The 25486-nt window shown below is 63.7% G+C and carries 22 protein-coding genes and 1 pseudogene; 18 read left to right on the forward strand and 5 right to left on the reverse strand.

From position 1 onward, the window contains the following. Positions 1-38: 38 nt before the first annotated feature. Positions 39-959 carry a LysR family transcriptional regulator gene (locus FJ954_RS00535; protein WP_140615052.1) on the forward strand — a complete coding sequence of 307 codons (921 nt, stop codon included), beginning with the start codon at positions 39-41 and terminating at the stop codon, positions 957-959. 450 nt (positions 960-1409) lie between these two features. Here FJ954_RS00535 and xdhC read toward each other — a convergent pair whose 3' ends face one another. The 4 genes from xdhC to uraH form a co-directional block, all read right to left on the reverse strand. Next, positions 1410-2414, reverse strand: coding sequence for a xanthine dehydrogenase accessory protein XdhC (gene xdhC, locus FJ954_RS00545; protein ID WP_140660077.1), 1005 nt, complete (start codon positions 2412-2414; stop codon positions 1410-1412). A gap of 63 nt (positions 2415-2477) precedes the next feature. Further along, positions 2478-4841 (reverse strand): xanthine dehydrogenase molybdopterin binding subunit, encoded by a 2364-nt coding sequence (gene xdhB / locus FJ954_RS00550; RefSeq protein WP_140660078.1) that lies wholly within the window; start codon positions 4839-4841, stop codon positions 2478-2480. Next, a complete protein-coding gene (gene xdhA / locus FJ954_RS00555) occupies positions 4841-6322 on the reverse strand; it encodes a xanthine dehydrogenase small subunit (RefSeq protein ID WP_140660079.1) in 1482 nt (493 codons plus the stop codon). Before xdhA ends, xdhB begins: the two co-directional genes overlap by 1 nt. A gap of 3 nt (positions 6323-6325) precedes the next feature. Beyond that, the gene (gene uraH, locus FJ954_RS00560) at positions 6326-6700 is read right to left on the reverse strand and encodes a hydroxyisourate hydrolase (protein ID WP_140615060.1); all 375 of its coding nucleotides are present in this window, start codon (positions 6698-6700) and stop codon (positions 6326-6328) included. A gap of 204 nt (positions 6701-6904) precedes the next feature. Here uraH and puuE point away from each other — a divergent pair, with 204 nt between their 5' ends. The 16 genes and pseudogenes from puuE to FJ954_RS00640 all read left to right on the forward strand — a co-directional run bounded on the left by puuE (position 6905) and on the right by FJ954_RS00640 (position 23919). After that, positions 6905-8323 (forward strand): allantoinase PuuE, encoded by a 1419-nt coding sequence (gene puuE, locus FJ954_RS00565; RefSeq protein ID WP_140660080.1) that lies wholly within the window; start codon positions 6905-6907, stop codon positions 8321-8323. A gap of 10 nt (positions 8324-8333) precedes the next feature. Beyond that, positions 8334-9197, forward strand: a complete 864-nt coding sequence (locus FJ954_RS00570) for a bifunctional allantoicase/(S)-ureidoglycine aminohydrolase (RefSeq protein ID WP_140615064.1) — start codon at positions 8334-8336, stop codon at positions 9195-9197. After that, positions 9194-9697, forward strand: a complete 504-nt coding sequence (locus FJ954_RS00575; protein ID WP_015314321.1) for an ureidoglycolate lyase — start codon at positions 9194-9196, stop codon at positions 9695-9697. The genes FJ954_RS00570 and FJ954_RS00575 overlap by 4 nt, the downstream gene beginning before the upstream one ends. Further along, a complete protein-coding gene (locus FJ954_RS00580; RefSeq protein WP_140660081.1) occupies positions 9697-10290 on the forward strand; it encodes a nucleoside deaminase in 594 nt (197 codons plus the stop codon). Before FJ954_RS00575 ends, FJ954_RS00580 begins: the two co-directional genes overlap by 1 nt. Positions 10291-10374: 84 nt before the next feature. Continuing rightward, positions 10375-10653, forward strand: a pseudogene (locus tag FJ954_RS00585) (type II toxin-antitoxin system MqsR family toxin); the annotation flags it as partial. A 65-nt stretch (positions 10654-10718) separates the two neighbouring features. Beyond that, complete coding sequence (locus FJ954_RS00590) at positions 10719-11075, forward strand: type II toxin-antitoxin system MqsA family antitoxin (protein WP_246677675.1); 357 nt, start codon at positions 10719-10721, stop codon at positions 11073-11075. 79 nt (positions 11076-11154) lie between these two features. Further along, entirely contained in the window at positions 11155-13140 is a 1986-nt protein-coding gene (locus tag FJ954_RS00595; RefSeq protein WP_140660083.1) for a CocE/NonD family hydrolase, read from the forward strand. 154 nt (positions 13141-13294) lie between these two features. Next, complete coding sequence (locus tag FJ954_RS00600) at positions 13295-14881, forward strand: ABC transporter substrate-binding protein (RefSeq protein WP_015314325.1); 1587 nt, start codon at positions 13295-13297, stop codon at positions 14879-14881. A gap of 16 nt (positions 14882-14897) precedes the next feature. After that, positions 14898-15857 (forward strand): ABC transporter permease, encoded by a 960-nt coding sequence (locus FJ954_RS00605; protein WP_015314326.1) that lies wholly within the window; start codon positions 14898-14900, stop codon positions 15855-15857. A 10-nt stretch (positions 15858-15867) separates the two neighbouring features. Continuing rightward, positions 15868-16692: an ABC transporter permease gene (locus FJ954_RS00610; RefSeq protein ID WP_015314327.1), complete on the forward strand. Its 825-nt coding sequence runs from the start codon at positions 15868-15870 to the stop codon at positions 16690-16692. Continuing rightward, positions 16689-18347: an ABC transporter ATP-binding protein gene (locus tag FJ954_RS00615; protein ID WP_140615074.1), complete on the forward strand. Its 1659-nt coding sequence runs from the start codon at positions 16689-16691 to the stop codon at positions 18345-18347. The genes FJ954_RS00610 and FJ954_RS00615 overlap by 4 nt, the downstream gene beginning before the upstream one ends. A gap of 221 nt (positions 18348-18568) precedes the next feature. After that, positions 18569-20155, forward strand: a complete 1587-nt coding sequence (locus tag FJ954_RS00620) for an ABC transporter substrate-binding protein (RefSeq protein WP_140660084.1) — start codon at positions 18569-18571, stop codon at positions 20153-20155. Positions 20156-20238: 83 nt separating this feature from the next. Next, positions 20239-21078 carry an alkaline phosphatase family protein gene (locus FJ954_RS00625; RefSeq protein WP_140660085.1) on the forward strand — a complete coding sequence of 280 codons (840 nt, stop codon included), beginning with the start codon at positions 20239-20241 and terminating at the stop codon, positions 21076-21078. Positions 21079-21258: 180 nt separating this feature from the next. After that, positions 21259-21825: a sigma-70 family RNA polymerase sigma factor gene (locus FJ954_RS00630; RefSeq protein ID WP_140660086.1), complete on the forward strand. Its 567-nt coding sequence runs from the start codon at positions 21259-21261 to the stop codon at positions 21823-21825. After that, positions 21822-22490: an anti-sigma factor gene (locus FJ954_RS00635; RefSeq protein WP_140660087.1), complete on the forward strand. Its 669-nt coding sequence runs from the start codon at positions 21822-21824 to the stop codon at positions 22488-22490. The genes FJ954_RS00630 and FJ954_RS00635 overlap by 4 nt, the downstream gene beginning before the upstream one ends. Further along, positions 22480-23919, forward strand: a complete 1440-nt coding sequence (locus FJ954_RS00640) for a S8 family serine peptidase (RefSeq protein ID WP_140660088.1) — start codon at positions 22480-22482, stop codon at positions 23917-23919. The genes FJ954_RS00635 and FJ954_RS00640 overlap by 11 nt, the downstream gene beginning before the upstream one ends. Here FJ954_RS00640 and FJ954_RS00645 read toward each other — a convergent pair. Then, positions 23891-24424: a hypothetical protein gene (locus FJ954_RS00645; RefSeq protein WP_140660089.1), complete on the reverse strand. Its 534-nt coding sequence runs from the start codon at positions 24422-24424 to the stop codon at positions 23891-23893. The two genes, FJ954_RS00640 and FJ954_RS00645, sit on opposite strands and share 29 nt — an antisense overlap. Positions 24425-24522: 98 nt before the next feature. On the opposite strand from FJ954_RS00645, the gene FJ954_RS00650 reads away from it, so the two are divergent. After that, positions 24523-25431 (forward strand): LysR family transcriptional regulator, encoded by a 909-nt coding sequence (locus tag FJ954_RS00650; protein WP_140660090.1) that lies wholly within the window; start codon positions 24523-24525, stop codon positions 25429-25431. The last annotated feature ends 55 nt before the right edge of the window (positions 25432-25486 follow it).

Below are 25486 nucleotides of genomic sequence, written 5' to 3' on the forward strand. Positions count from 1 at the left end.
ACTAGGTTGATCCCTGCAAACCGGCGAAGGTGCTCCGCATGGCCTATCTCGACAACATCGCCGTCTTCGTCCGCGTCGTCGAGCTCGGCAATCTGTCGGCGGCCGGGCGCGACATGCGCATTTCGCCGGCGGTCGCCTCGAACCGTATCAAGGAACTGGAGAAGCATCTCGGCGTCCGGCTGTTCAACCGCACGACACGGCAGTTGATGCCGACCGAGCACGGCACCGTGTTCTACTCGGGCGCGAAGCAGGTTCTGGAGGCGATCACTGAAGCGGAGGCGGCCGTCTCGGCACTGTCCGGCCAGCCGCGCGGCACCATCAAGGTGACGGCGCCGCTTGGGCTCGGCCGGCGGCTGGTGGCCTCGGGCATTCCCGATTTTCACGACAAATACCCTGATATCGAGGTGCGGCTCAGGCTCTCGGACCACAATGTCGACATCATGAAAGAGGGCATCGATGTCGCCTTCCGGCTCGGCATCATCGAGGACTCCAGCCTTCGGATGCGCGGCATCATGGAATGCGAACGTGTGTTGGTCGCCGCACCCAAATATCTTGAGGCACGCGGCGAGCCCATGGATCCGCAGGAATTGATCGGCAGGAGACATGACTGCCTGATGCTGCGCTATTCCGGCGCACGCGAATATGTCTGGACCTTGCAAACGCCGGCCGGCCAGCAAAAATTCGAAGTGCACGGGCCCTACGACACCGATGACGGCGACGTGCTGACCGGTTGGGCTCTGTCGGGACGCGGTATCATCAACAAGCCGCGCTTCGAGGTCGAGCCGTTCATCCGCGACCGGCGGCTGAAGGTCATTCTCGCCAGCACCCCGCCTACGCCGGTGCAGTTCGCTGCCGTATATCCGCACAAGAAGCTGCAGGATCCCAAGGTGCGCCTGCTGCTCGACTTCATGGCGGAGCGCTGCCAGCGGCTGATCAAGGACATCCTGGCTGGGCGGTAGAACAGGCCGGCAAGTGACCGCCGGCTGGTCCATTCGCCGGGCTTGTCTTGCTGCAGGACGAGCTTAGTTTCGTCCTGCGCGGTTTTGACCGGGCAATCCGCACCCTGGTCGAGGTACGAGCAAAGCCGATGGGTCATCGTTGCCGATTCCGGGGCGCCTCGACCCTCGCGCATCAGCCTATAATCTGGCGCGTCGCTTCGCGTCCCCTCGACGTCATCAGCCACGGCCGTGCCGGCTGGAACGCATCGCTGACCCAACCCGCGCGAGGCCACCAACGTCAGCAGGCCCGAAGGATTTTCGGACACGGTTTTTTCGACGCTGCGCGGAGGAATTCACAGGCATCGTGCAGGGCCTGTGGCAGGACGCGGATGCTCTACTGTTCGACGAGAGCGGCGGTCACGCTGCCTGAACATCTCGGCTTGAAACGGCCGGCTTAGCGGCAGCGCAAGTCTAACTCGCCATCACCCTGTCATGGGGACGGTCGGAACTTGAGGCCGCCCCGTGCACGACTAGAGCCGTCATGATCTCGGCGGCCGCCAGTGCGGCGATCACCTGCGGGCGCTTGTCCTTGACGGCGTCGCCACCGATCGGCGAGACGAGCCGGCCAAATTCAGCCTCCGTGCCGTCCGCCGATTTCAGGAACCAGTTTCTGAATGTCGCCTTCTTGGTCTTCGAACCGATCATGCCGACATAGGCAGCGTCGCCGCGTCTCAGCGCCTCTGCGACGATCAGGAAATCGAGCGCGTGGTCATGGGTGAGGATGGCGAAGGCGGTGCCGGCCGGGGCGGCGCGAACCTCGGCTTCCGGCATCGGCGTCAGCCGCGTCTCGACGGTTTCCGGCATGCCTTCCAGCGCCTCGGCCCGCGTCTCGATGACGACACCGTGCACGGGAAGAAGCGCTACCGTAGACGCGAGCGCCTGGCCGACATGGCCGCCGCCGAAGATGTAGACGTGCGGCAGATGGGCTTCCTCGGCTTCCGCCGCCGCAACCAGTTCGGCGGCCAGCGCTGCATCGACCAGCCGGATCAGCACCTCGACGCGCCCGCCACAGCACTGGCCGATCTCCGGCCCAAGCGGCACATCGAGCGTGGCGCAGATTTCGTCGACTTCGATGCGGGTTCCCCTCCCCCTCGAGGGGAGGGTGGCGGCGAAGCCGCCGGGTGGGGTCGTTGCGGCAGTGCTCGACCCCCTTGCGGTGCCTCCTGCGAGGACCCCCTCTGGCCGCTTCGCGGCCATCTCCCCCTCGAGGGGGGAGATGAGCATCTGCCTGGCTCTGTCGATCGCCATGTATTCGAGCTGACCACCGCCGATCGTGCCAAAGATCGCCGCAGGCGAAACAAGCATGAAAGCGCCCTTCTCACGCGGCGTCGAGCCCTTGGTACCGGCCACTTCGACCAGGGCAAGTCGCGCGGCGCTGCCGAGAAAGGTTTTCAGGCTTTGCACGTTCGAGTTCATGGTTCACGGTTCCCGAATGCAAAATATAGGCTTTTTCGCCTGGGATTGCACGTTTGCCGGCCTTCAGGCGCCAGCCTTGACCTCTTTCTTCAACCGCTCGATCGCCATCAGCACGCGTTCGGGGGTCGCCGGCGCGTCGAGGCGCGGGCAGATCTTGTGGTCGGCGACGCTGGCCACGGCATCCGACAGCGCATGCAGCACTGCCATGCCATGCGGCAGCGGTGGCTCGCCGACCGCCTTGGAGCGATGGATGGTCGGCTCATAGGCCTGCGACCAGTCGGTCAGCGCGACGTTGAAGATCTTCGGCCGGTCCGAGGCCAACGGGATCTTGTAAGTCGAGGGCGCATGGGTGCGCAGCCGGCCCTTGTCGTCCCACCACAGTTCCTCGGTGGTCAGCCAACCCATGCCCTGGATGAAGCCGCCCTCGACCTGGCCGAGGTCGATGGCCCGATTCAGCGAACGGCCACAGTCGTGCAGGATATCGGCGCGCTCGACGACATACTCGCCGGTCAGCGTGTCGACCGACACTTCGGCGCAGGCCGCGCCATAGGCATAGTAGTAGAAGGCGTGGCCCTGGCCCTTGCCGCGGTCCCAGTGAATCTTCGGCGTTTTGTAGAAGCCGGCGGCCGAGAGCTGCACACGCGCGATGTAGGCCTGCTTGACCAAATCGTTGAAGCTGACTTCCTGGTTGCCGACGCGCACCCGGTTGGGCAGGAACACCACCTGGTCGACAGGTATCTGATATCTCTCGGCGGCGAAGTCGGTCAGCCGCTGGCGGATCTGGCGCGCCGCGTTCTGCGCCGCCATGCCGTTGAGGTCGGCGCCCGAGGACGCCGCCGTCGGCGCGGTGTTGGGCACCTTGGCGGTTGTGGTGGCGGTGATCTTCACGCGGTCGAGGTCGATCTGGAACTCCTCGGCCACGACCTGCGCCACCTTGAGGTGCAGGCCCTGCCCCATTTCGGTGCCGCCATGGTTCATGTGCACCGAACCATCGGCATAGACATGGACCAGCGCCCCGGCCTGGTTGGACTCGGTCTTGGTGAAGGAGATGCCAAACTTGACCGGCGTCAGCGCCAGGCCGCGCTTGACGAAGCGGCTGTTGGCGTTGAACGCGGAAATCTCGCGGCGGCGGCGCGCATAGCTGGCGCTCTCTTCCAGTTCCGCCACGATGCGCTGGATGATGCAGTCCTCGACCTTCTGGTGATAGGGCGTGACGCAGCGCGCGCCGATCGCCTCCATCGAGTCATAGAAATTCAGCTTGCGGATTTCGAGCGAATCCTTGCCGACCGCGAAGGCGACCTCGTCGATGACCCGCTCGGCGCCGATCATGCCTTGCGGGCCGCCGAAGCCGCGGAAGGCGGTGTTGGAGACGGTGTTGGTGTAGAGCGGCGCCGACTTGGCCAACACCGCGGGATAGAAATACGCGTTGTCGCAGTGGAACAGCGCGCGGTCGCCGACCGGGCCGGACAGGTCGGCGGAAAAGCCGCAGCGCAAGGCATAGGTGAAATCGACGCCGAGGATGTTGCCCTCGTCGTCGAAGCCGACCTCGTAGTCGATGGCGAAATCGTGCCGCTTGCCGGTGGCGGTCATGTCCTCGTCGCGGTCGAGCCGGACCTTGACCGCCCGCTTCAGCTTCTTGGCGGCGATGGCGGCAATCGCGGCGCACTGGTTGGCCTGCGTTTCCTTGCCGCCGAAGCCGCCGCCCATGCGGCGCACCTCCACCGTCACCGCGTTGCTCGGCACGCCGAGCGTGTGGGCGACCAGATGCTGCGTCTCGCTCGGCCCTTGCGTCGAACAGTAGACGGTCACCTCGTCGTCCTCGCCGGGGATGGCGAGCGACACCTGGCCTTCGAGATAGAAATGGTCCTGGCCGCCAAGCCACATGCGGTTCTTGACGCGGCGAGGGGCGGCCTCGATTGCGGCGGCCGCGTCGCCACGCTTCAGGATCAGCGGCGTGGTGACCTGCTTGTCCTTGGTCGGATCGAGGTCCCATATGTCGACGACGGCGGGAAGCTCGTCATACTCGATCCCAGCCAGGCGCACGGCGCGACGCGCCGCCTCGCGCGTCTCGGCAATGACCGCGAAGATCGGCTGGCCGAAGAACTGCACCTTGCCTTCCGCCAGCACCGGATCGTCATGCATGTTGCTGGGCGAGACATCGTTCTCGCCCGGCACGTCGGCATAGGTCAGCACGTCGACGACGCCAGGGGCCGCGCGCACCGCCGAGAGATCGACGCTCTTCAGGACGCCATGCGCCACCTTGGACAGGCCAAGACCGACATGCAGCGTGCCGGCTGGCTCCGGCATGTCGTCGATATAGACCGCGCCGCCGCTGACATGCTTGTGGGCGGAATCGTGCCGCTGGTCGGTGGCGACGCCGCCGACTATCTTCTCGGCCTTGAGGTTTGATGGTGCGTGCTTGTTCATCAGGCCGCCTCGCTGCGTGATACCTGGAACGGCGCCTTGGTGCCGGTGGTTTCCACGTAAAAGCGCAACAGAAGGTTCTTCGCCGCCAAAGCTCGGTATTCGGCGGTTGCGCGCATATCGGTCAGCGGGGTGAAATCGCTGGCATAGCAGGCCATAGCCGCTTCCACCGTCACTTCGGTCCAGGCCTTGCCGAGCAGCGCCTTTTCGACAGAGGACGCCCGCTTCGGCGTTGCCGCCATGCCGCCATAGGCGATGCGGATATCGGCTACCGTGCCGTCCTTGGCCAAGGCCAGATAAAAGGCGCCAAGGGTCGCGCTGATGTCCTCGTCGCGGCGTTTGGTGACCTTGTAGACGGCGAACTTTGTCCCCTTTGCCGGCACCGGCACATGCACGGCCTCGACGAACTCGCCTGGCTGGCGGTCCTGCTTGCCATAGGCGATGAAGAAATCCTGCAACGGGATCGTGCGCCGTGTCTTGCCCCGGCGCAATGTCAGCCGTGCACCGAGCGCGATGAACGGTGGCGGCGTGTCGCCGATCGGCGAGCCGTTGGCGACGTTGCCGCCGATCGTGCCCATGTTGCGGACCTGTTCCCCGCCGATGCGGTCGAACAACGGCCCCAATGCCGGGATGCGTTTCGACAGTGTCGAAAAGGCTTCGGTGTAGGTGACGCCGGCGCCAATCGATATGACACCATTGTCTTCCGTGATGGTGCAAAGCCCCGGCAGATTGCCGATGAAGATCGCCGGCGAGATGTCGCGCATCTGCTTGGTCACCCACAGGCCAACGTCGGTCGAACCGGCTACGACGGTGGCGGTCGGCTCTTTTTCGAAGACAGCCGCGAAATCGTCGGCATCGGCCGGCACTACCAGCCGCGTCCCGCCGGCGCCGATCTCGACCCTGGCGCCATCCTGCAACGCCTGCAGCCGTGTGGTGACGTCCCGGCGCTCCACCGCCAGCACGTCTTTTGCCGCCTTGCCGTAGCTCGATATGGCGTGCGCGGCGCGCATGATCGCCTCATAGCCGGTGCAGCGGCAGAGATTGCCTTGCAAGGCTTTTTCGATGGCCGCGTCCGAAGGGTCCGGTGACTTCATCCACAAGCCGTAGAGCGACATGACGAAACCCGGCGTGCAGAAGCCGCATTGCGAGCCATGGAAATCAACCATAGCCTGCTGGACCGGATGCAACTGGCCAGCTTCGCCGCGCAGGTGCTCGACCGTCACGACATGGGTGCCGTCGAGCGAGCCCAGAAAGCGAATGCAGGCATTGACGCTTTCATAGACCAGTCCGGTGGCCGAAAGTCTGCCGATCAGCACCGTGCAGGCGCCGCAATCGCCCTCGGCGCAGCCTTCCTTGGTGCCGCGCAGCGAACGGTCGAGCCGCAGCCAGTCGAGCAGGGTCGCGTCAGGCGCCACGGATGACAGCGCGACATCCCTGCCATTCAGAATGAAGCGGATTTCGTTGCGGATATTGACTTTGGCCATGCCTCAGCTCCCCCTGTAGGTGGAATAGCCGTATGGCGAGATCAGCAATGGTACATGGTAGTGCAGCGCCTGCGCCATGCCGAAGCGGATCGGCACGCTGTCGAGGAAGGCCGGCTCGGGCAGCTTCGTTCCTTGGCCGCGCAGATAGTCGCCGGCCGCGAACACCAGTTCATATTCGCCGATGCGGAAGTCGGCACCGGCCAGCAGCGGCGCATCGCAGCGGCCGTCGGCATTGGTGACGACCGTCTTCAGAAGCGTGCGGGCCAAACCCTCGATATGGTAGAGCGCGATGGACAATCCCGCCGCCGGCCTGCCGGTCGCGGTATCCAGGACATGGGTCGTCAGACGCCCGCCATCGGCTTTCGATGTCTCTGCCATTGGCCGCCTCCCATTTTCCAATACGAACAAATTGGCCGGTACAATCGAACACTACTGATGAATTGTGCGCCAATTAAAGGCGATGCATAAGTCCCGGTCGAGCGGAGTGCGACAAAAACACTTTCAAAAATTTTGAGGGGAATGCGAGAAGCACCCTTTCGATATCCTGATCATACTTCCGGTGATGCCGGGCGCGGAGGGACGATGCGTTACAGCAGGGACATGCGTGGCTACGGAGCCAATCCGCCGGATCCGAAATGGCCTGGCGGCGCGCATGTCGCCGTGCAGTTCGTCGTCAACTACGAAGAGGGCGGCGAGAACTGCGTGCTCCACGGCGACAAAGCTTCTGAGGCCTTCCTGTCCGAGATCGTCGGCGCGGCGCCCTGGGTGGGCCAGCGCCACTGGAACATGGAATCGATCTACGAGTATGGGGCGCGGGCCGGCTTCTGGCGGCTGCTGCGCCTGTTCAGCGAAGAGCAAGTGCCTGTCACCTGCTATGGCGTCGCCACGGCGCTCGCGCGCTCGCCCGACCAGGTCACGGCGATGCAGGAAGCCGGCTGGGAAATCGCCTCGCACGGGTTGAGATGGATCGACTACCGCGACCACGACGCCGAGGACGAGCGCCGCGACCTCGAAGCGGCGATCAAGCTGCACTACGAGGTGACCGGCCAGCGCCCGACCGGCTGGTATACAGGCCGCACATCGATCAACACGGTGCGGCTGGTGGCAGAGGAAGGCGGCTTCGACTACGTCTCGGACACCTATGACGACGAACTGCCCTACTGGTTCGAGCATGAGGACGGCACGCAGCTCATCATCCCCTATACGCTCGACGCCAACGACATGCGCTTTGCCACACCGCAAGGCTTCAACTCGGGCGACCAGTTCTTTGCGTATTTGAAGGACAGTTTCGATACGCTCTATGCCGAAGGCAAGGCCGGCCGGCCGCGCATGATGAACATCGGCCTGCATTGCCGCCTGGTCGGGCGGCCGGGCCGGGTGGCGGCGCTGAAACGCTTCGTCGACTATGTCAAAGCGCACGACAAGGTCTGGCTGGCGCGGCGCATCGACATTGCTCGGCACTGGCAGGAAAACCACCCCTATCAGCCGGCCGCCCCGCGCCCGTCGAAGATGGAATTCGAGACGTTCGTTCACGCCTTCGGCGGCGTTTTCGAACATTCGCCCTGGATCGCCGAGCGGGCCTACGAGCTGGAGCTCGGCCCGGCGCACGACACGGCGGGCGGCCTCCACAATGCGCTTTGCCGCATCTTCCGTTCCGCCAGTGAGACCGAACGGCTCGGCGTGCTCAACGCCCATCCCGACCTCGCCGGCAAGCTGGCCAAGGCCAGGCGACTGACGGCGGAATCGACCAGGGAACAGGCTTCCGCCGGTCTCGACGCGCTGACAGACAAGGAACGCGAACTGTTCTCCAAGCTCAACGCCGCCTACGTCACCACCTTCGGCTTTCCCTTCATCATCGCGGTGAAAGGCAAGACAAAGGAGGAAATCCTCGCCGAATTCGAAGCCCGCATCGGCAACAGCCGCGGCGTCGAATTCGAAACCGCCTGCAAACAGGTCGAGCGCATCGCGCTGCTGCGCCTCAAGGACATGCTTCCACAATAGGTTTGAACCCATGGATACGATCAGGATGCCCGAGCGAACCTATTATGCCCCAAAGGGCGGCCATTCCGGCCAGAGCGAACTTCTGACCGGCCGCGCCGTCTTTACCGAGGCCTATGCAGTCATCCCCAAGGGCGTGATGCAGGACATCGTCACCAGCGCCCTGCCGTTCTGGGACAAGACCCGTGTCTGGATCCTGTCGCGGCCGCTGTCCGGCTTCGCCGAGACGTTTTCGCAATACATCGTCGAGGTCGCGCCCGGCGGCGGCAGCGAGCGGCCGGAGCCCGATGCCAGCGCCGAAGGCGCCCTGTTCGTGGTCGAGGGCGAACTGACGGTTCTGCTCGACGGCATGAAACATGTGTTGCGCCCCGGCGGTTTTGCCTTCCTGCCGCCGGCCAGCGGCTGGACAGTCCGCAACGAAGGCAAGGCGGCTGTCCGCTTCCACTGGATACGCAAGGCTTATGAGGCGGTCGACGGCCTCGAGATTCCGCAAGCCTTCTTCACCAACGAACAGGAGATCGCGCCGACGCCGATGCCCGGCACCGAGGGCCGCTGGGCAACGACGCGGTTCGTCGATCCCGCCGATCTGCGCCACGACATGCACATGACCATCGTCACGCTCGAGCCGGGCGCGGTCATTCCGTTCGCCGAGACGCATGTCATGGAACACGGGCTCTATGTGCTCGAAGGCAAGGCTGTCTACCGGCTCAACCAGGACTGGGTCGAGGTCGAGGCGGGCGACTATATGTGGCTGCGCGCCTTCTGCCCGCAGGCCTGCTATGCCGGCGGCCCCGGCAAATTCCGCTATCTGCTCTACAAGGACGTCAATCGGCACGCCAAGCTCGGCGGGGCCGGCATCGCGAAGCGGACGTCATGAGCCGCATTGTCGCGCGGCCGCTGACCCGTGGGGCCTTCGCCGAATTCGGCGATGTCATCGACATGGGCGGCGACAACCACTATCCGATCAATGGCGGCAAGGCAGAGCGCTACCATGACCTCGCCACCGCGCAAGCCACGGGGCCGAATGCGCGCGTGCTGATCTCGATGGTGCGCGGCACGCCCTATGACATGCCGCTGAAGCTGACCATGGTGGAGCGCCACCCCTTGGGCAGCCAGGCTTTCATACCGCTGTCGCCGCGTCCGTTCCTGGTCGTCGTCTGCCCTGACGGCAAGGACGGGCCTGGCGAGCCGCATGCCTTCGTCACCGCACCGGGGCAAGGCATCAACTATTTCCGCAATCTCTGGCACGGCGTGCTGACGCCGCTCGGAGAGCCTCAGGACTTTTTGATCGTCGACCGTGGCGGCGACGGCTCCAACCTCGAGGAATTCCATTTCTCGCACGCCTACGAAATCCACCTCCCCGACGAGAGCTTGTGATGACCGACATCTCGCTGATCGACCGCCTGCTCGACGTCATCGAGCACGACATCGTGCCGAAGACGGCAGAAGGCGTCGCCCACGGCAACAAGCTGTTCGGCGCGGCGATCCTGCGCAAGGACAACCATTCGCTGGTACTGGCCGAGACCAACAACGAGATGGAAAACCCGCTCTGGCATGGCGAGGTGCATTGCCTGAAGCGCTTTTACGAGATGCCCAGGGCCGAGCGCGTCGACACCAAGGACGCCATCTTTCTCGCCACACACGAGCCCTGCTCGCTCTGCCTGTCGGCGATCACCTGGGCCGGCTTCGACAATTTCTACCATTTGTTCAGCCACGAGGATTCGCGCGACAGTTTTGCCATCCCGCATGATCTCAAAATTCTGAAAGAGGTCTTCACCCTCGACCCCGGCGGCTACAATGCCGAGAACGCCTATTGGAAAAGTTTTTCGATCCGCAGGTTGGTGAGGGCGCTACCCCGGGCCGAACGCCAGCGGCTGGAGGAGCGGATCGGGAAAATCTCGGCGCGCTACGACGAATTGTCGGGCGACTACCAGGCGAGCAAGGCTGAGAACGACATTCCGCTGAACTGAGCTTCCGTCTCAACAATCGCCGCTTGTGTTACCCCCTTTATGGGGGCATACTGGATTATGGATAAAGGCTGACCCACTTACGATCTTGATGCAATCAAGACGACATTTGGGTCTGTCGACACGCTGGCGATCACAACGTCCGCACTGCGGGATGCTGTTGGGCTGGGCTTCGATCGCGCCGGTTTGATCGAGGTGATCGACAGCGTGACGCGGAAGATGTTTGTAAAGTCGATGACGACTTTCGCGGATCATCGAGTGTGGCAAGACGTCTATCACGTGCCAGCGCGTGACATGCTTCTCTATGTGAAATTCCAGGCGGATGTCGTGACCGAATTCACGATCATGTCATTCAAGGAGAAATGACCATGGCGACAAGGGAGAGCAGTGAAACGAATAGGATGGTCTCCCCCGAAACCGGAGAAACGTTGATGCGCGGAGTCCGTCCATTCACCGTGACCTATAAGGGCGAGAGCATGATCGTCGACCTGCCCGGCTACTATCCTCCATCGGATGGCGAGGGTGTGCATGTCGGCGACGACATGGCCGCCGTTGATGCCGGGTTGCGCGCGCTCAAGGAGAAGATCGACGGCGTGCCGGCCCCGTCAACCATCCGCCGCATGCGCACGAAGCTCAAGCTGTCGCAGCGCGAGGCCGGATCCTTGTTCAAGGTCGGCGAGAACGCCTTCGACAAGTATGAAAGAGGCTTGATCGAACCGAGTGGCCCGACCATTCAATTGATGACACTGCTGGAGAAACATCCCGAACTGCTCGACGAATTGCGATAGCGGCACAGGTCGCATATTTCGCTGCTCCAGTCGCGAATGGCGATTGAAAGTTCTCGTGCCGCGGAGCGTTATGCCTGCCATGAAAATCATCACCGAATTTCCCCGCAAGGTCGTCGAATTTCCCGATATGGGCATCGTCATGCCCGATGGCTGCCGGCTATCGGCTCGGGTGTGGATGCCAGAGGATGCGGGCGACGATCCGGTGCCTGCCATCCTCGAGCACCTGCCCTACCGCAAGCGCGACGGCACGATCTTTCGCGATCAGCTTACCCATCCCTATTTCGCCGGCCACGGCTATGCCTCGATCCGCGTCGACATGCGCGGCAACGGCGATTCCGAAGGGCTGATGGACGACGAATATTCCGAACAGGAACTGCAGGACGCCTGCGATGTCATCGCCTGGGCGGCGGCGCAGCCCTGGTGCAACGGCAATGTCGGCATGATGGGTATTTCCTGGGGCGGCTTCAACTGCCTGCAGGTGGCGGCCAAACAGCCGCCGGCGCTCAAGGCGGTGATCAGCCTGTGCTCGACCGTCGACCGCTATGCCGACGACATCCACTACAAGGGCGGCTGCCTTTTGAACGAAAATTTCGGCTGGGCCTCGACGATGCTCTCCTATTCGTCGCGGCCGCCGGATCCGCTGATTGCCGGCGACGACAGATGGCGCGACCTCTGGATGACCCGGCTGGAGAACCTGGCCTTCATGGCGCCGCTGTGGCTCAGCCACCAGCATCGCGACGGCTATTGGAAGCGCGGTTCGATTTGCGAGGATTTTTCGGCCGTCAAGGCGGCTGTGCTGTCGATCGGCGGCTGGCACGACGGCTACCGCAACACGATCTCGCACCTCGTCACCAACATCGAGGCACCGGTCAAGGGCATCGTCGGACCGTGGATCCACAAATACCCGCACTATGCCGGCCCCAAGCCAGCCATCGGCTTCCTCCAGGAAGCGCTGCGCTGGTGGGACCGCTGGCTGAAGGGCGCCGAGACCGGCGTCGAGGCCGATCCCGACTACCGCGCCTATGTGATGGACAGCGTGCGTCCCGCGCGCTGGCATCCGGAGCGGCCCGGCCGCTGGATAGCCGAGCAGGAGTGGCCATCGTCCAACATAACGATTGAAGCGCTCGAGCTCATGGCTCCGGGTGCAGGGCCTTCAACCGTCGCTTCGCCGCAAACCTGTGGGCTTGCCGGCGGCGAATACTTTCCGTTCACCTTCGGACCGGAACTGCCGGGCGATCAGCGTCTTGATGATGGGCTGTCGGCCTGTTTCGACCAGCCTGAGCTCACCAAGCCGATCGAGATCGTCGGCGCGCCGGAGCTTGAGGTCCAGCTTGCCTCGGATCGGCCCCAGGCCAACATCGCTGTCCGGCTCTGCGACGTGCATCCCGACGGCGCCTCGGAACTGATCTCCTATGGCGTGCTCAATCTGACGCACCGCAGTTCGCATGAATTCCCCGAGGCGCTGGTCCCCGGGGAGACGGTTTCGGTCCGTGTCGTGCTCGATCAATGCGCCTACCGTGTGCCGGCCGGCCATCGTCTGCGCGTCGCCGTTTCGACCGCCTACTGGCCCGCTATCTGGCCCTCGCCCGAGCCGGTACGACTGACCGTGTCGGCGGCCACGCTATCGGTGCCGTTGCGCCTGCTGGCAACAGGCGACGAAGCCGTTTTCGCCGAGCCGGAAGGTGCTACGCCGTGGGCGACCGAGACGGTTCGGCCCGCCAATTCCGAACGCCATGTCGACCGCGACGAAAAGACCGGGATTGTCACGCTGTCGATAACGGACGACTTCGGCGAAGTGCGCGATCTCGACCACGGACTGGTCAACGGCAGCATCGCCCGCGAAACCTGGACCATCCAACCTGACGATCCCCTGTCAGCCTCGGGAAAAACACACTGGACGCAGACCCTGTCGCGAAATGGATGGTCGGTCCGTACCGAGACATGGGCGCAGATGCGGTCGGACACGCAAAACTTCATCGTCAGCGCCCGAATCGAAGCCTATGAGGGCGAAAAACTCGTCTTCGAGCGCGATTTCGACGAAAAGGTCCCGCGTGCGCTTGTTTGAGCGTTGAAATCATTGATCCAAATGCGACGTGCGATTTACGCCACGGCATGTCGCATTCGGTCTTGCTTACCGCTTTCCCTTGCGGTCATTATTCCCTTTAACAAGAAGCAAGAAAATCGACCGCAGAGTCGAACCAACAGAGTGAGGAACTCAAATGTCAAATGAACTAGAATTCCTTAGCCGGCGCGTTGCGTCTGGCAAACTGAGCCGTCGTGATTTTCTCGGCCGGGCGGCAGCGCTCGGCATCGCCGCACCCTTCGCCAACGCGCTGCTTTCGAGCGCGGCGCGCGCAGCGGGTCCGGTCAAGGGCGGTACGCTGAAGGCCGGCCTGGTCGGCGGTGAATCCACCAACAGCCTCGACCCGGCGCTGATGATGACGCAGGTGCCGTTCGCCTTCGGCAAGTGCTGGGGCGAAATGATCGTCGAGCTGTCGCCGGAAGGCAAGCTCGAGAACCGCATCGCTGAAGACATCGGCTCGTCCAAGGACGCCAAGACCTGGACGCTGAAGATCCGCGACGGCGTCGAATTCCACAACGGCAAGACCGTGACCGCGGAGGACGTGGCCGCCACGCTGGAGCGCCATTCGGACGAGAAGTCGAAATCCGGCGCGCTCGGCTACATGAAGGGCATCGACACCATCAAGGCCAGCGGCAAGGAAGTGGTGCTGACGCTGAAGGAGGCCAATGCCGACCTTCCCTATTTGCTCAGCGACTATCACCTGATCGTTCAGCCCAATGGCGGCAAGGACAAGCCAGATGCCGGCATCTCGGCAGGGCCATACGTGGTCAAGACCAACGAGCCTGGCGTGCGCCATGGCGGCGAGCGCTTCGCCAATTACTGGCAGGGCGACAAGATGGGCCATGCCGACCAGATCGAGGTCATCGTCATCAATGACGCGACCGCCCGCACGGCAGCGCTGCAGGGCGGCCAGGTCAACATGATCAACCGCGTCGAGCCGAAGATCGTCGACCTGATCAAGCGCGTGCCGGGCGTGACCATCCGCAACCACGCCGGTCCCGGCCACTACGTGTTCATCATGCATTGCAACACGGCGCCGTTCGACAACAACGACCTCAGGATGGCGCTGAAGCTGGCGATCGACCGCGAGGAGATGCTGACCAAGGTGCTGCGCGGCTACGGCTCGCTCGGCAACGACTTCCCGATCAACGCGTCCTATCCGCTGTTCAGCGAGATCGAGCAGCGCAAGTACGATCCCGACAAGGCCAAGTTCCACTACAAGAAATCAGGCCATGACGGCACCGTGCTGCTCAGGACCTCGGACGTGGCTTTCCCCGGCGCCGTGGATGCGTCCCAGCTGTTCCAGCAGAGCGCGGCCAAGGCCGGCATCAAGATCGAGCTCAAGCGAGAGCCCGGCGACGGCTACTGGAACGAGGTCTGGAACAAGCAGCCCTTCTGCGCCTCCTATTGGGGCGGCCGCTCGACGCAGGACCAGATGTACTCGACCGCCTACCTGTCGACGGCAGACTGGAACGACACGCGTTTCAAGCGCCCGGACTTCGACAAGATGGTGCTGGCGGCGCGCGCCGAACTCGACGAGGCCAAGCGCAAGCAGATGTACCATGACATGGCTGTCATGGTCCGCGACGATGGCGGCCTGATCCTGCCGATGTTCAACCAGTTCATCGACGCCACCGGCGCCAAGGTCGATGGCTGGGTGGATGATCCGCACCAGGAACTGATGAACGGCTACGCCCTGGCGAAGTGCTGGCTGCAGGCCTGAGTCCGGCTTTGCAGAGATGTCTTCACCCATCCTGAAACTCATTGCCCAGCGCATTGCGCTGGGCATCCTCCTTCTGTTGGCCATCTCGGTCCTGATCTTCGCCGGCACGCAGATTCTGCCAGGCGATGTCGCGCAAGCAATTCTGGGACAATCCGCGACGCCGGAATCGCTCGCCAATCTGCGCGAGCAGCTCGGGCTGAACGACCCCGCCTATGTCAGGTATTTCCACTGGCTCGGCGGCGTCTTGACCGGCGACCTCGGCACGGCGATGTCGAGCGGGCAGGATATCGCAACCTCGATCAAGTCGCGCCTGTGGAACACACTGTTCCTCGCCTTCTGGGCGGCGATCGTGGCCGTACCGCTGGCCATCATCCTGGGCCTGATCGCGGTGCGCTACCGCAATGGCTGGGTCGACAAGCTGATCTCCGGGCTGGCACTGGCCTCGACCTCCTTCCCCGAATTCTTCATCGGCTATGTGCTGGTCTATTTCTTCGCCGTGAAGTGGCAGATCTTTCCCGGCATCTCGACTGTCTACGAAGGCATGCCCTTCGGTGAGCGGATGCAGGCGATCGCGCTGCCGGCGACGGCGCTGACGCTGGTGGTGCTCGCCCACATGATGCGCATGACGCGAGCGGCGATCCTCAATGTCATGCAGTCGGCCTATGTCGAGACGGCGGAACTGAAAGGCCTGTCGGCGTTCAACGTCATCCGCAAGCACGCCTTCCCCAATGCCATCGCGCCGATCATCAACGTCGTCATGCTCAACCTCGCCTATCTCATCGTCGGGGTCGTCGTGGTCGAGGTGATTTTCGTCTATCCCGGCATGGGACAATATCTCGTCGATCACGTCACCAAGCGTGACGTACCGGTGGTACAGGCCGTCGGCCTGATCTTCGCCGCCGTCTACATCAGTCTCAACATCATCGCGGACATAGCGGCGATCGTCGCCAATCCGCGTCTCCGCCATCCGAAATAGGGGGGCTGATATGCTCGATATCAAACGCATCCCCATCCCCGCGCTGATCGGCATCGTCCTGACGGCACTGTTCGTGCTGGCGGCGATCTTCGCGCCCTGGATCTCACCGCATGACAACGCCGAAATTGTCGGCGATGTCTGGGAGCCGATATCGGCGGCGCATTGGCTGGGCACCGACAATCTCGGCCGCGATTTGCTGTCCCGGATGATCTATGGCGCCCGCATCACCTTGTTTATCGCGGTGCTGGCCACCGCGCTGTCGTTCTCGCTCGGTGCCATACTTGGCTTTTCGGCGGCCGTGTTCGGCGGCTGGTTCGATACGATCCTGTCGCGCCTCGTCGACCTCCTGATGTCAATCCCGACATTGATCATGGGCCTGGTGGTGCTCTCGGTGCTGCCAACCAACCTGGTGACGCTGATCCTGGTGATGGGCATTCTCGACTCGACGCGCGTCTATCGCCTGTCGCGCGCGGTCGCCGTCGACATCAACGTCATGGACTATGTCGAGGCCGCCAAGCTGCGCGGCGAAGGCAGCGCCTGGATCATTTTCCGCGAAATCCTGCCCAACGCGCTGTCGCCGCTGATCTCCGAGCTCGGCCTGCGCTTCATCTATGCGGTGCTGTTCCTGTCGACGTTGTCCTTTCTCGGCCTCGGCGTGCAGCCGCCGGACGCCGACTGGGGCGGCATGGTGAAGGAGAACAAGGACGGCATCGTGTTCGGCATAGGCGCCGCGCTCATTCCCGCGGCCGCGATCGCAGCACTGGCGATCTCGGTCAATCTTGTGGCCGACTGGGTGCTGAACCGCACGACAAGCCTGAAGGGAGGACGCGGATGACGGCCGACGTGAAGGCAAAGTCCACCCCTCTGCTCGATATCCGCAATTTGCGCATCGAGGCGACGGTCTATCCGCCAGGTGAGGCGCCGAAGAATATCGTGCTCGTGCACGACGTCTCGCTGACGCTGGAGAAGGGCAAGGTGCTCGGCCTGATCGGCGAATCCGGAGCCGGCAAGTCGACCATCGGCCTGTCGTCCATGGGCTATGGCCGTGGCGGCGTGCGCATCACCGGTGGCGAGGTGCTGCTCAACGGCCGCGACATCCTGAAGGGCGGCAAGGAAGGTTTCCGCAAGCTGCGTGGCCGCGAGGTCTGCTATGTCGCGCAGTCGGCGGCGGCCGCTTTCAACCCGGCGCACAGGCTGATGGACCAGGTGGTGGAAGCCACGCTGCTGCACGGGACGGCGACACGGGCGGAGGCCGAGAAACGCGCGATCGCGCTGTTCAAGAAGCTCAGCCTGCCGAACCCGGAAGCCATCGGCGAACGCTTTCCGCACCAGGTGTCAGGCGGCCAGCTGCAGCGCGTCATGACGGCTATGGCGCTGTGCTCGGAGCCTGACCTGATCGTCTTCGACGAACCGACGACGGCACTCGACGTGACGACGCAGATCGACGTGCTGGCGGCGATCAAGGACGCCATCCGCGACACCCATGTGGCGGCGCTCTATATCACGCACGATTTGGCCGTCGTTGCCCAAGTCTCGGACGAGATCATGGTGCTGCGCCACGGCCGGCTGGTCGAATGGGGCGGCACCCGCCAGATCATCAAGGAACCGCGCCAGGAATACACCAACGCCCTGGTTTCGGTGCACGAGATCGAACATGCCGAGCAGAACCCCGGCACCACGCCGTTCCTGTCGGTCAAGAACGTCACCGCTGCCTATGGCGGCGGCCAGGTCAAGGTGCTGAAGAACGTCTCGGTCGATATCTACCCCGGCCAGACATTGGCCGTGGTTGGCGAATCCGGCTCCGGAAAATCGACGCTGGCGCGCGCCATAACCGGACTTTTGCCACCCGAGCAGGGCACCGTCACGTTCGACGGACGCCCGTTGGCCAACCGGCTTGCCGACCGGCCGAAGGAGGATTTGCGCCAGCTGCAGATGATCTATCAGATGGCCGACGTGGCGATGAACCCGCGCCAGACCGTCGGCACCATCATCGGCCGGCCGCTCGAATTCTATTTCGGCATGCGCGGCAAACAGCGCGATGCCCGCGTCGCCGAACTGCTCGACAAGATCGAAATGGGCAAGGGCTTTGTCGACCGTTACCCGGCCGAGCTTTCCGGCGGCCAGAAACAGCGTGTTTGCATCGCCCGCTCGCTCGCGGCAAAACCCAAGCTGATCATTTGTGACGAGGTGACCTCGGCGCTTGACCCCTTGGTGGCGCACGGCATCCTGAAGCTTCTGCTTGAACTGCAGAAGGAGGAGAACGTCGCCTATCTGTTCATCACCCACGATCTGGCGACGGTGAAGTCGATCGCCGATTCGATCGCTGTGATGTATCGCGGCGAGGTGGTGCGCTATGGTTCGAAAAGCAAGGTGCTGACGCCCCCCTTCGACGACTACACCGACCTTCTCTTGTCATCGGTCCCGGAGATGGAGATCGGCTGGCTGGAAAAGGCGATCAAGGGGCGGCGCATGGCCAGCGCGGGGAACTAGCGCAGTTCACCGTTTCACGGAAACGGTGAACTGCTCTATCTCTTTGTTTTTACGCAATTTCGGAAGGAAGACCGTTCATACTTTCCTCGAATTGCTCCCGCCAGCCAGCGATCCGCAAGCCAGGGGAGATGGCGATCGTCATCCGCATGCAACACTAGGGCGCCACACGTCCTTTGGACGGGCGCCACTGGTGGGACGTTGTTTTCAACAAGGGGTAGGACATGAAGACTGAACTCGATCATCTCGCCGATCTCGCTGGCCAGGGCCGGATATCGCGTCGCGACTTTCTTGGCCGCACCGCGGCGCTTGGCGTGTCCGCCGCGCTGGCAACGACGCTGGCGGGGAGGGCCTTCGCGCAGAGTCCGGTCAAGGGCGGCATCATCAAGGCCGGCCTGCAGGGCGGTGAATCGACCAACAGCCTAGACCCTGCCCTGAACCTCAGCCAGGTCACCTACAGTTTCAGCAAGCAGTGGGGCGAGTATCTTGCCCGGCTAAGCCCAGACAACAAGCTGGTAAACCTGATCGCCGAAGACATCGGCGCTTCCAAGGACGCCAAGACGTGGACGATCAAGGTCCGTGACGGCATCGAATTCCACAATGGCAAGACGGTAAACGCCGAAGACGTTGCCGCCACCATCGAGCGCCATGCCGACGAGAAGTCGAAGTCGGGCGCACTCGGCATCCTCAAGAACATCAAGGGCGTCAAGGCGAGCGGCAAGGAAGTGATCGTCACGCTCGGCGATGCAGACGCCGACTTCCCCTATCTGATGGCCGACTACCATCTCGTCATCCAGCCGAATGGCGGCAAGGACAACCCGAATGCCGGCATCAGCGCCGGTCCGTACAAGGTCACCGTCAACCAGCCGGGCGTGCGTCACGGCGGCGAACGCTTTGCCAACTACTGGCAGGGCGACAAGGCCGGCCATGCCGACCAGGTCGAGATCGTCGTCATCAACGACGCGACGGCGCGTCTCGCTGCCCTCCAGGGCGGTCAGGTCCACATGATCAACCGCGTCGAGCCGAAGGTTGTCGATCTGGTCAAGCGCATTGCCGGCGTAAGTATCGAGAACGTGTCTGGCAAGGGCTACTACCCGTTCAACATGTTCTGCGACACCGCACCCTTCGACAGCAACGATCTGCGTATGGCGCTCAAGCTCGCCATGGACCGCGAGGAAATGCTGGAGAAGATTCTGCGCGGCTACGGCTCGGTGGGCAACGACTTCCCCATCAACGAAGCCTACCCGCTGTTTACCGCCATCGAGCAGCGCAAATTCGATCCCGAAAAGGCCGCCGCCCTCTACAAGAAGTCGGGCCATAGCGGCTCGGTCCTGCTGCGTACCTCCGATGTCGCCTTCCCCGGCGCCGTCGACGCCGCCCAGCTCTATCAGCAGAGTGCGGCCAAAGCCGGGATCAAGATCGAGATCAAGCGCGAGCCCGGCGATGGCTACTGGTCCGAGGTGTGGAACAAGAAGCCCTTCTCGCTCTCCTATTGGGGCGGCCGCGCCACGCAGGATCAGATGTATTCCACCGGTTACGTCTCGACAGCCGACTGGAACGACACGCGCTTCAAGCGGCCGGAATTCGACAAGATGCTGTTCACCGCGCGCGGCGAGCTCGACCAGGACAAGCGTAAGGCGATCTACCACGACATGGCGGTCATGATGCGCGACGAAGGCGGCCTGATCGTGCCCTTCTTCAACCAGTTCATCGACGCGGCCGCCACCAACAAGATCAGCGGATGGGTCAAGAACCCGATCGGCGAAATGATGGATGGGTACGCGCTGGGAGAATGCTGGCTGAACGCCTGACATCTGTCTCATATTGAAAAGCGCCGCGTGTCCCAACGACACGCGGCGCACTCGTTTCAACAGACAATCGCGTGGAGTAACCGGTGGCGATCCAATCCAAGCTTCTGCTGATCATCCTCGATGGCGTTCCCTACCGCAACTGGCGCCGGCTGATGGGCAATCTCGAGGGTTGGGTGCAATCGGGCGAGGCGCGGGTGTGGAAGATGCGCTCGGTGCTGCCGTCGACCTCGGCCTGCTGCTATGCCTCGATCCACACCGGCGTTTCGCCGCAGGTGCACGGGATCCTGTCCAACGAAAACCGGTTTCGCGTCGGACAGCCCGATATCTTCTCGGAAGTCAGCAAGGCCGGCGGCAGGACCGGCGCGGTTACCCATTCCTACTGGTCTGAATTCTTCCGTTCCTACCCCTTCGACCTCGTCGAAGACATGGAATATGACAAGCCCGGCGGACCGATCACGCATGGCCGCTTCCACACCATGACCGGCTACAATCTCAAGAACCAGATGACGCCGAGCGATGTCGACCTGTTCGCGACGCTGACCATGCTCACCCGGCGCCACGGCATCGACTACGGCATCCTGCACACCTGCACGCTGGACTCGATGGGCCATCGCTTCGGTCACGACTGCCACGAGATGGACCATGCCTGCTACGCCATGGACGGCATGCTGGCGGCCTTCCTGCCGGGCTGGATCGAAGCCGGCTACGAGGTCATGGTCACCGCCGACCATGGCCAGACCGACCGCGGTCACCATGGCGGCCATGACGACGAGATGCAGGATTTCGCACTGTATTATTTCGGACAAGGCAAAGGGCCGGAAGCCGACACGCTGCTCGACCAGTTGCAACTGGCGCCAACGGTGTTGAGCCGGCTGGGCGTGCCGGTGCCGGCGACGATGAAGGCGAAGGCTTTTCTCACCTGATCGGGCGGCTGGCGCCTCCCGCATCCGCCTGCCGGCACCTTCTCCCCCTAAACGGCGCGAAGGGATGCTCTGGCAACCGCCCCGCTCTTCGGTTAGCCTCCCAAAATTCCTTGGCGGAGGATGAACCTTTTTGGACCGATCGGCGACAGAGCAAACAGGAGCCAGGCGGCTCGACCGGCCATGACAGCGGCGACGGAGACCGATCGCGCGCTGGTCGACCGGGTCGCGAAGGGCGACCGGGCCGCCGTGCGGCTCCTGTTCATGCGTCACCACGCGCGGGTCTACCGCTTCGTGGCGCGCCAGACGGGATCGGAAATGATGGCTGACGATATCGCCAACGAGGTGTTTCTCGAACTGTGGCGCCAGGCGCCGGGTTTCGAAGGGCGCTCCGAAGTCTCGACATGGCTGCTCGGCATCGCCCGCTTCAAAGCGCTGTCGCTGCTGCGCAAGAAGAGGGAAGACTGGATCGACGACGAGGCCGCCGCCGCGGTGCCCGACAGCGCCGACACGCCTGAGGTCGTCACCATGAAGGAGGATAAGGCCGCCGCCTTGCGCCGCCTGATTGACGCCCTGCCCGAGGAGCACCGCACGGTGATCGACCTCGCCTATTATCAGGGCCAATCGGTGACCGAGATCGCCGAGGTGCTCGATATTCCGGTCGCGACCGTCAAAACCCGTATGTTCTACGCCCGCAAGAAACTCGGCGAAGCCCTGAAAGCCGCCGGTTACGACAGGGGGTGGCCATGAGCGCCGCTGAAAAGATGTCGCGCCGCGACGAAATGGAAACGCTGCTGCCGTTCTACCTGAACGGCTCGCTCGAAGGTTCGGATCTGGAAGCCGTCGAGGAATGGCTGGCCAACGATCCCTCGGCACTTGCCGCGCTTGGCGAGGCGGAAGCCGAGTTCTCCGGCACGGCGGCGGCCAATGAGGCGATCCGCCCGCCGGCCGATGCGCTCAGCCGCTTCGCCAAGGCGCTGGACGCGGAGGCCGGGCCTGCACGCAGGCCGGCAGGATCGTCCTGGCTGGCGCAGGCGTGGGGCCGTTTCATGGCGGTGCCGGTCGGCGTCGCCTGGGCGGCGGCCGCGGTTCTGCTGGCCTTGATCGCGGTGCAGTCGCTGGTGCAGCCCGGCGGCAGGGGCGGCAATTTCGAGATCGCCGGCGCACAAGACGATCTGGCCAAATTGCCGTTTGCGCTGGTCAAGTTCAAGCCGGACGCCAAGATGGCCGACATTGCCGTCTTCCTCGACGCCAACAAGCTCAAGATCATCGGCGGACCGACCGCCGATGGCATCTTCAGGCTCGCCATTCCGGCGACGACAGCCGCCGACTACGAGAAGGCGCGCAGCCTTATTGCCGCCCAGCCTTTCGCCGAGACTGTGATCGAGGGAAGGAAACCTGTTGATGGCGGCTGAGGCGGTCATTCGATTTGCGGCTGTCCTTGCGGCGGCGATGACAATCGCCGCCGTGCCTGTGTCGGCGCAGACCAACGACGGCAATCCCGAGCGGGCCAAAATCGATTGCAGCAACGAGGCCAATGCAATGGCGGCCGACTGCGTCAAGGACGGCGGCGCCACCAAAGGCGGGTCGGGTGCGGCCCAGGCCAGCGCCGTTTTTCTGCCCGCCTTGATCGTCGACCTTTTCCCCAATCCGGCCGCCCCTCCTGCGCCGGTGCCGGCACCACGGCCGGAGCCCGCGACGTCCCCCGGGGGCAACCAGGCCGGCCCGCCAGCAAGTGGACCGATCGTCTCGCCGACCGATCTCATCACCGTCCAATCGCGGCGCGCCGTGACCGGGGACTTCGTGCCGGACGAGGTGCTGGTGACGGTCGATGGCGATGCCGGCGCCGTGCAGCAAATCGCCGCTTCCTTCGGCCTAGAAGTGCGATCGCAGCGCCAGTCCCGGCTGCTTGACGCCACTTTGGTGCGTTTCGGCATTCCCGATGGCCGCCCTGTCGGCGTGGTGCTGGCGCAGCTTGCCGCCGACGGCCGCACGCGGCGCCGCGAGCCCAACCACATCTACTCGCTGCAGCAGGCGGCCGGCATCGTCAACTATGCCTTCGACCGCATCGCGCTCGACGCCAAACAGGCCAGCGGCGAGAACGTGCGCGTCGCCGTCATCGATACCGGCATCGACGACAGCAATCCGGCGCTTGCCGGCGTCATCGCCGCGCAGTTCGACGCCATGCCCGACGTGCCGATCGAAAAGCGCGACCACGGCACTTCGATCGACGGTCTGATTGCCGGCGTCGGCCCGCTGGAAGGCATGGCGCCGGGCGCCAGGATCTACCATGCGCGCGCCTTCGAGGGCGGCAAGTCGACCATGGACGTCATCCTGTCGGCGCTCGACTGGGCGGCGGACCAGAATGTCAGCATCATCAATATGAGCTTCGTCGGACCGAAAAACGACCTGCTCGGCACCGCCTGCCGCAATGCACGGGCGCTTGCCATGGTGCTGGTGGCGGCGGCCGGCAATAACGGGCCGAAGGCGCCCTACGGCTATCCGGCCGCCTTTGACGGCGTCATCGCCGTGACGGCCACCGACGCCAAGGATGCGCTGATGCCGCAGGCCAATCGCGGCGCCTATGTGTTCATCTCGGCGCCGGGCGTCGACATGGTGGCGCCGAGCGGCGCCGGCTCGGACGTCGTCACGGGCACCTCGTTTGCCGCGGCAATCGTCAGTGGCGCCATCGCCAACCTCATCCATGCCACGCCCGACCGCTCGGCCGACGACATCGAGAAGGCGCTTGCGGCGACCGCGAAGGATCTCGGGCTTAAGGGGCGCGACAATGATTTCGGCTACGGCCTGCTGGACATCAAGGCTGCAGGGACGGCGAAGGAATAGCCAACGACGGCTCAGGCCGCGCTTTGCCGGGACGAAGCAGGAACCAGAACGCGGCGATGTGCGTGATCATCAGCAGCGGCACGTAGACGATGGGAATCGCATAGGTGGCTCCCAACTGCTCCGCATGCTCGGGAAGGTCGGTCTGGATGGCGTGGTAATAGTCGACGACAAGGTCGGCCATTCCGACAACATTGAAGGCGACGACGAATGCCCAGAAGAGCAGGCGAACTCTGACCGTCAGCAATGCCAGCATGGCCAGCACCCCGGTGGCGAAGTCGCCATAGGCGGCGAACATGGCGAAGCCGGCAGGCAGATTGGGGCCGACCACGCCCGGAAGCAGGAACACGAGACCGAAGAAGCGGAAACTGTGCAGCGTGGCAATGGCGCGTTGCGCCGCCATCCGATCCATCGAGTCCAGCCATGGCAGGCCATATGCACCGAAGCAAAGCAGCCATGCGACATAGCCCAGGACGAGTTGGATCTGGAACAGCATCGGCGTTGACATGGGTTTCCTCGCAACAGGGGTCATGCGGTCCCGCGCACTTCGACCGTTAGCTAAGACTGCTTTCATAGTTCGGCCATCCGCTGTAATCAGAACAGCCTATGAAGCAGAGATACACAATCCGGCACGGCGCGTTGGACGGGGTCGAGGTGTTCCTGGCCGTCGCGCGGCATCGTAACTTCCGCCGTGCCGCGGCCGAACTGGCGGTGACGCCGTCCGCGGTGAGCCAGGCGGTGCGCGCGCTGGAAGCCCGCATCGGTGCGGCCCTGTTTGCCCGCACGACCCGAAGCGTCGGCCTGACCGAGGCTGGCCAGCGGTTCCTCGACCGCGCCGGACCTGCCTTCGAGGAGATCATGGCCGCGGGCGAGGTCGCCCGCGATGTCGGCCAGCGGCCGACCGGGCTTTTGCGACTGTCCGTGCCCCGCGCGGTCGTGCCGCTGATCCTGGAGCCGATGATCGCGTCGTTCTGCCGGGCCTATCCCGAGATCGAACTGGAGATCGCCGCCAGCGACGAGATGGTCGATCTCGCCGCCGGCGGATTCGATGCCGGCATCCGGCTGGGCCAGTTCATCGCGCCCGACATGATCGCGGTGCGGCTGACGCCGCCATTCTCCTTCGTGGTCGTGGGCAGCTCGGACTACCTCGAGCGCCACGGCCAGCCCGAACAGATCACCGATCTGCGCCACCACGCCTGCCTGCGCCTGCGCCGCGCGAACGGCGCCGTCGCACCCTGGTCCTTCGCCGACGGCAACGGGGCGATCGAGGCGGTCGTCTCGGGCCCGCTGATCGCGCATGATTATCCAACCTTGCTGGGGGCCGCGATCCAAGGCGTCGGCCTGGCGCAGACGCCTCGGCCTGTCGCCGACGGCGCAATAGAACAGGGAAAACTCAAACCGGTGCTGGAGGACTTTGCCGGCGCGACACCGGGCGTCTTCCTCTATCATCCAGGCAAGCGCCAGGTCCTGCCGAAGCTGCGCGCCTTCATCGATCATCTTAAATCCGCGGGCTGAGACAACGGGCAGAGGCAGCGCAGAAGTCGTTCCAGCAATTGACCCCGCTGGCGAG

Source organism: Mesorhizobium sp. B2-3-15 (assembly GCF_006442875.1).
GTDB classification, from domain to species: Bacteria; Pseudomonadota; Alphaproteobacteria; order Rhizobiales; family Rhizobiaceae; genus Mesorhizobium; species Mesorhizobium australicum.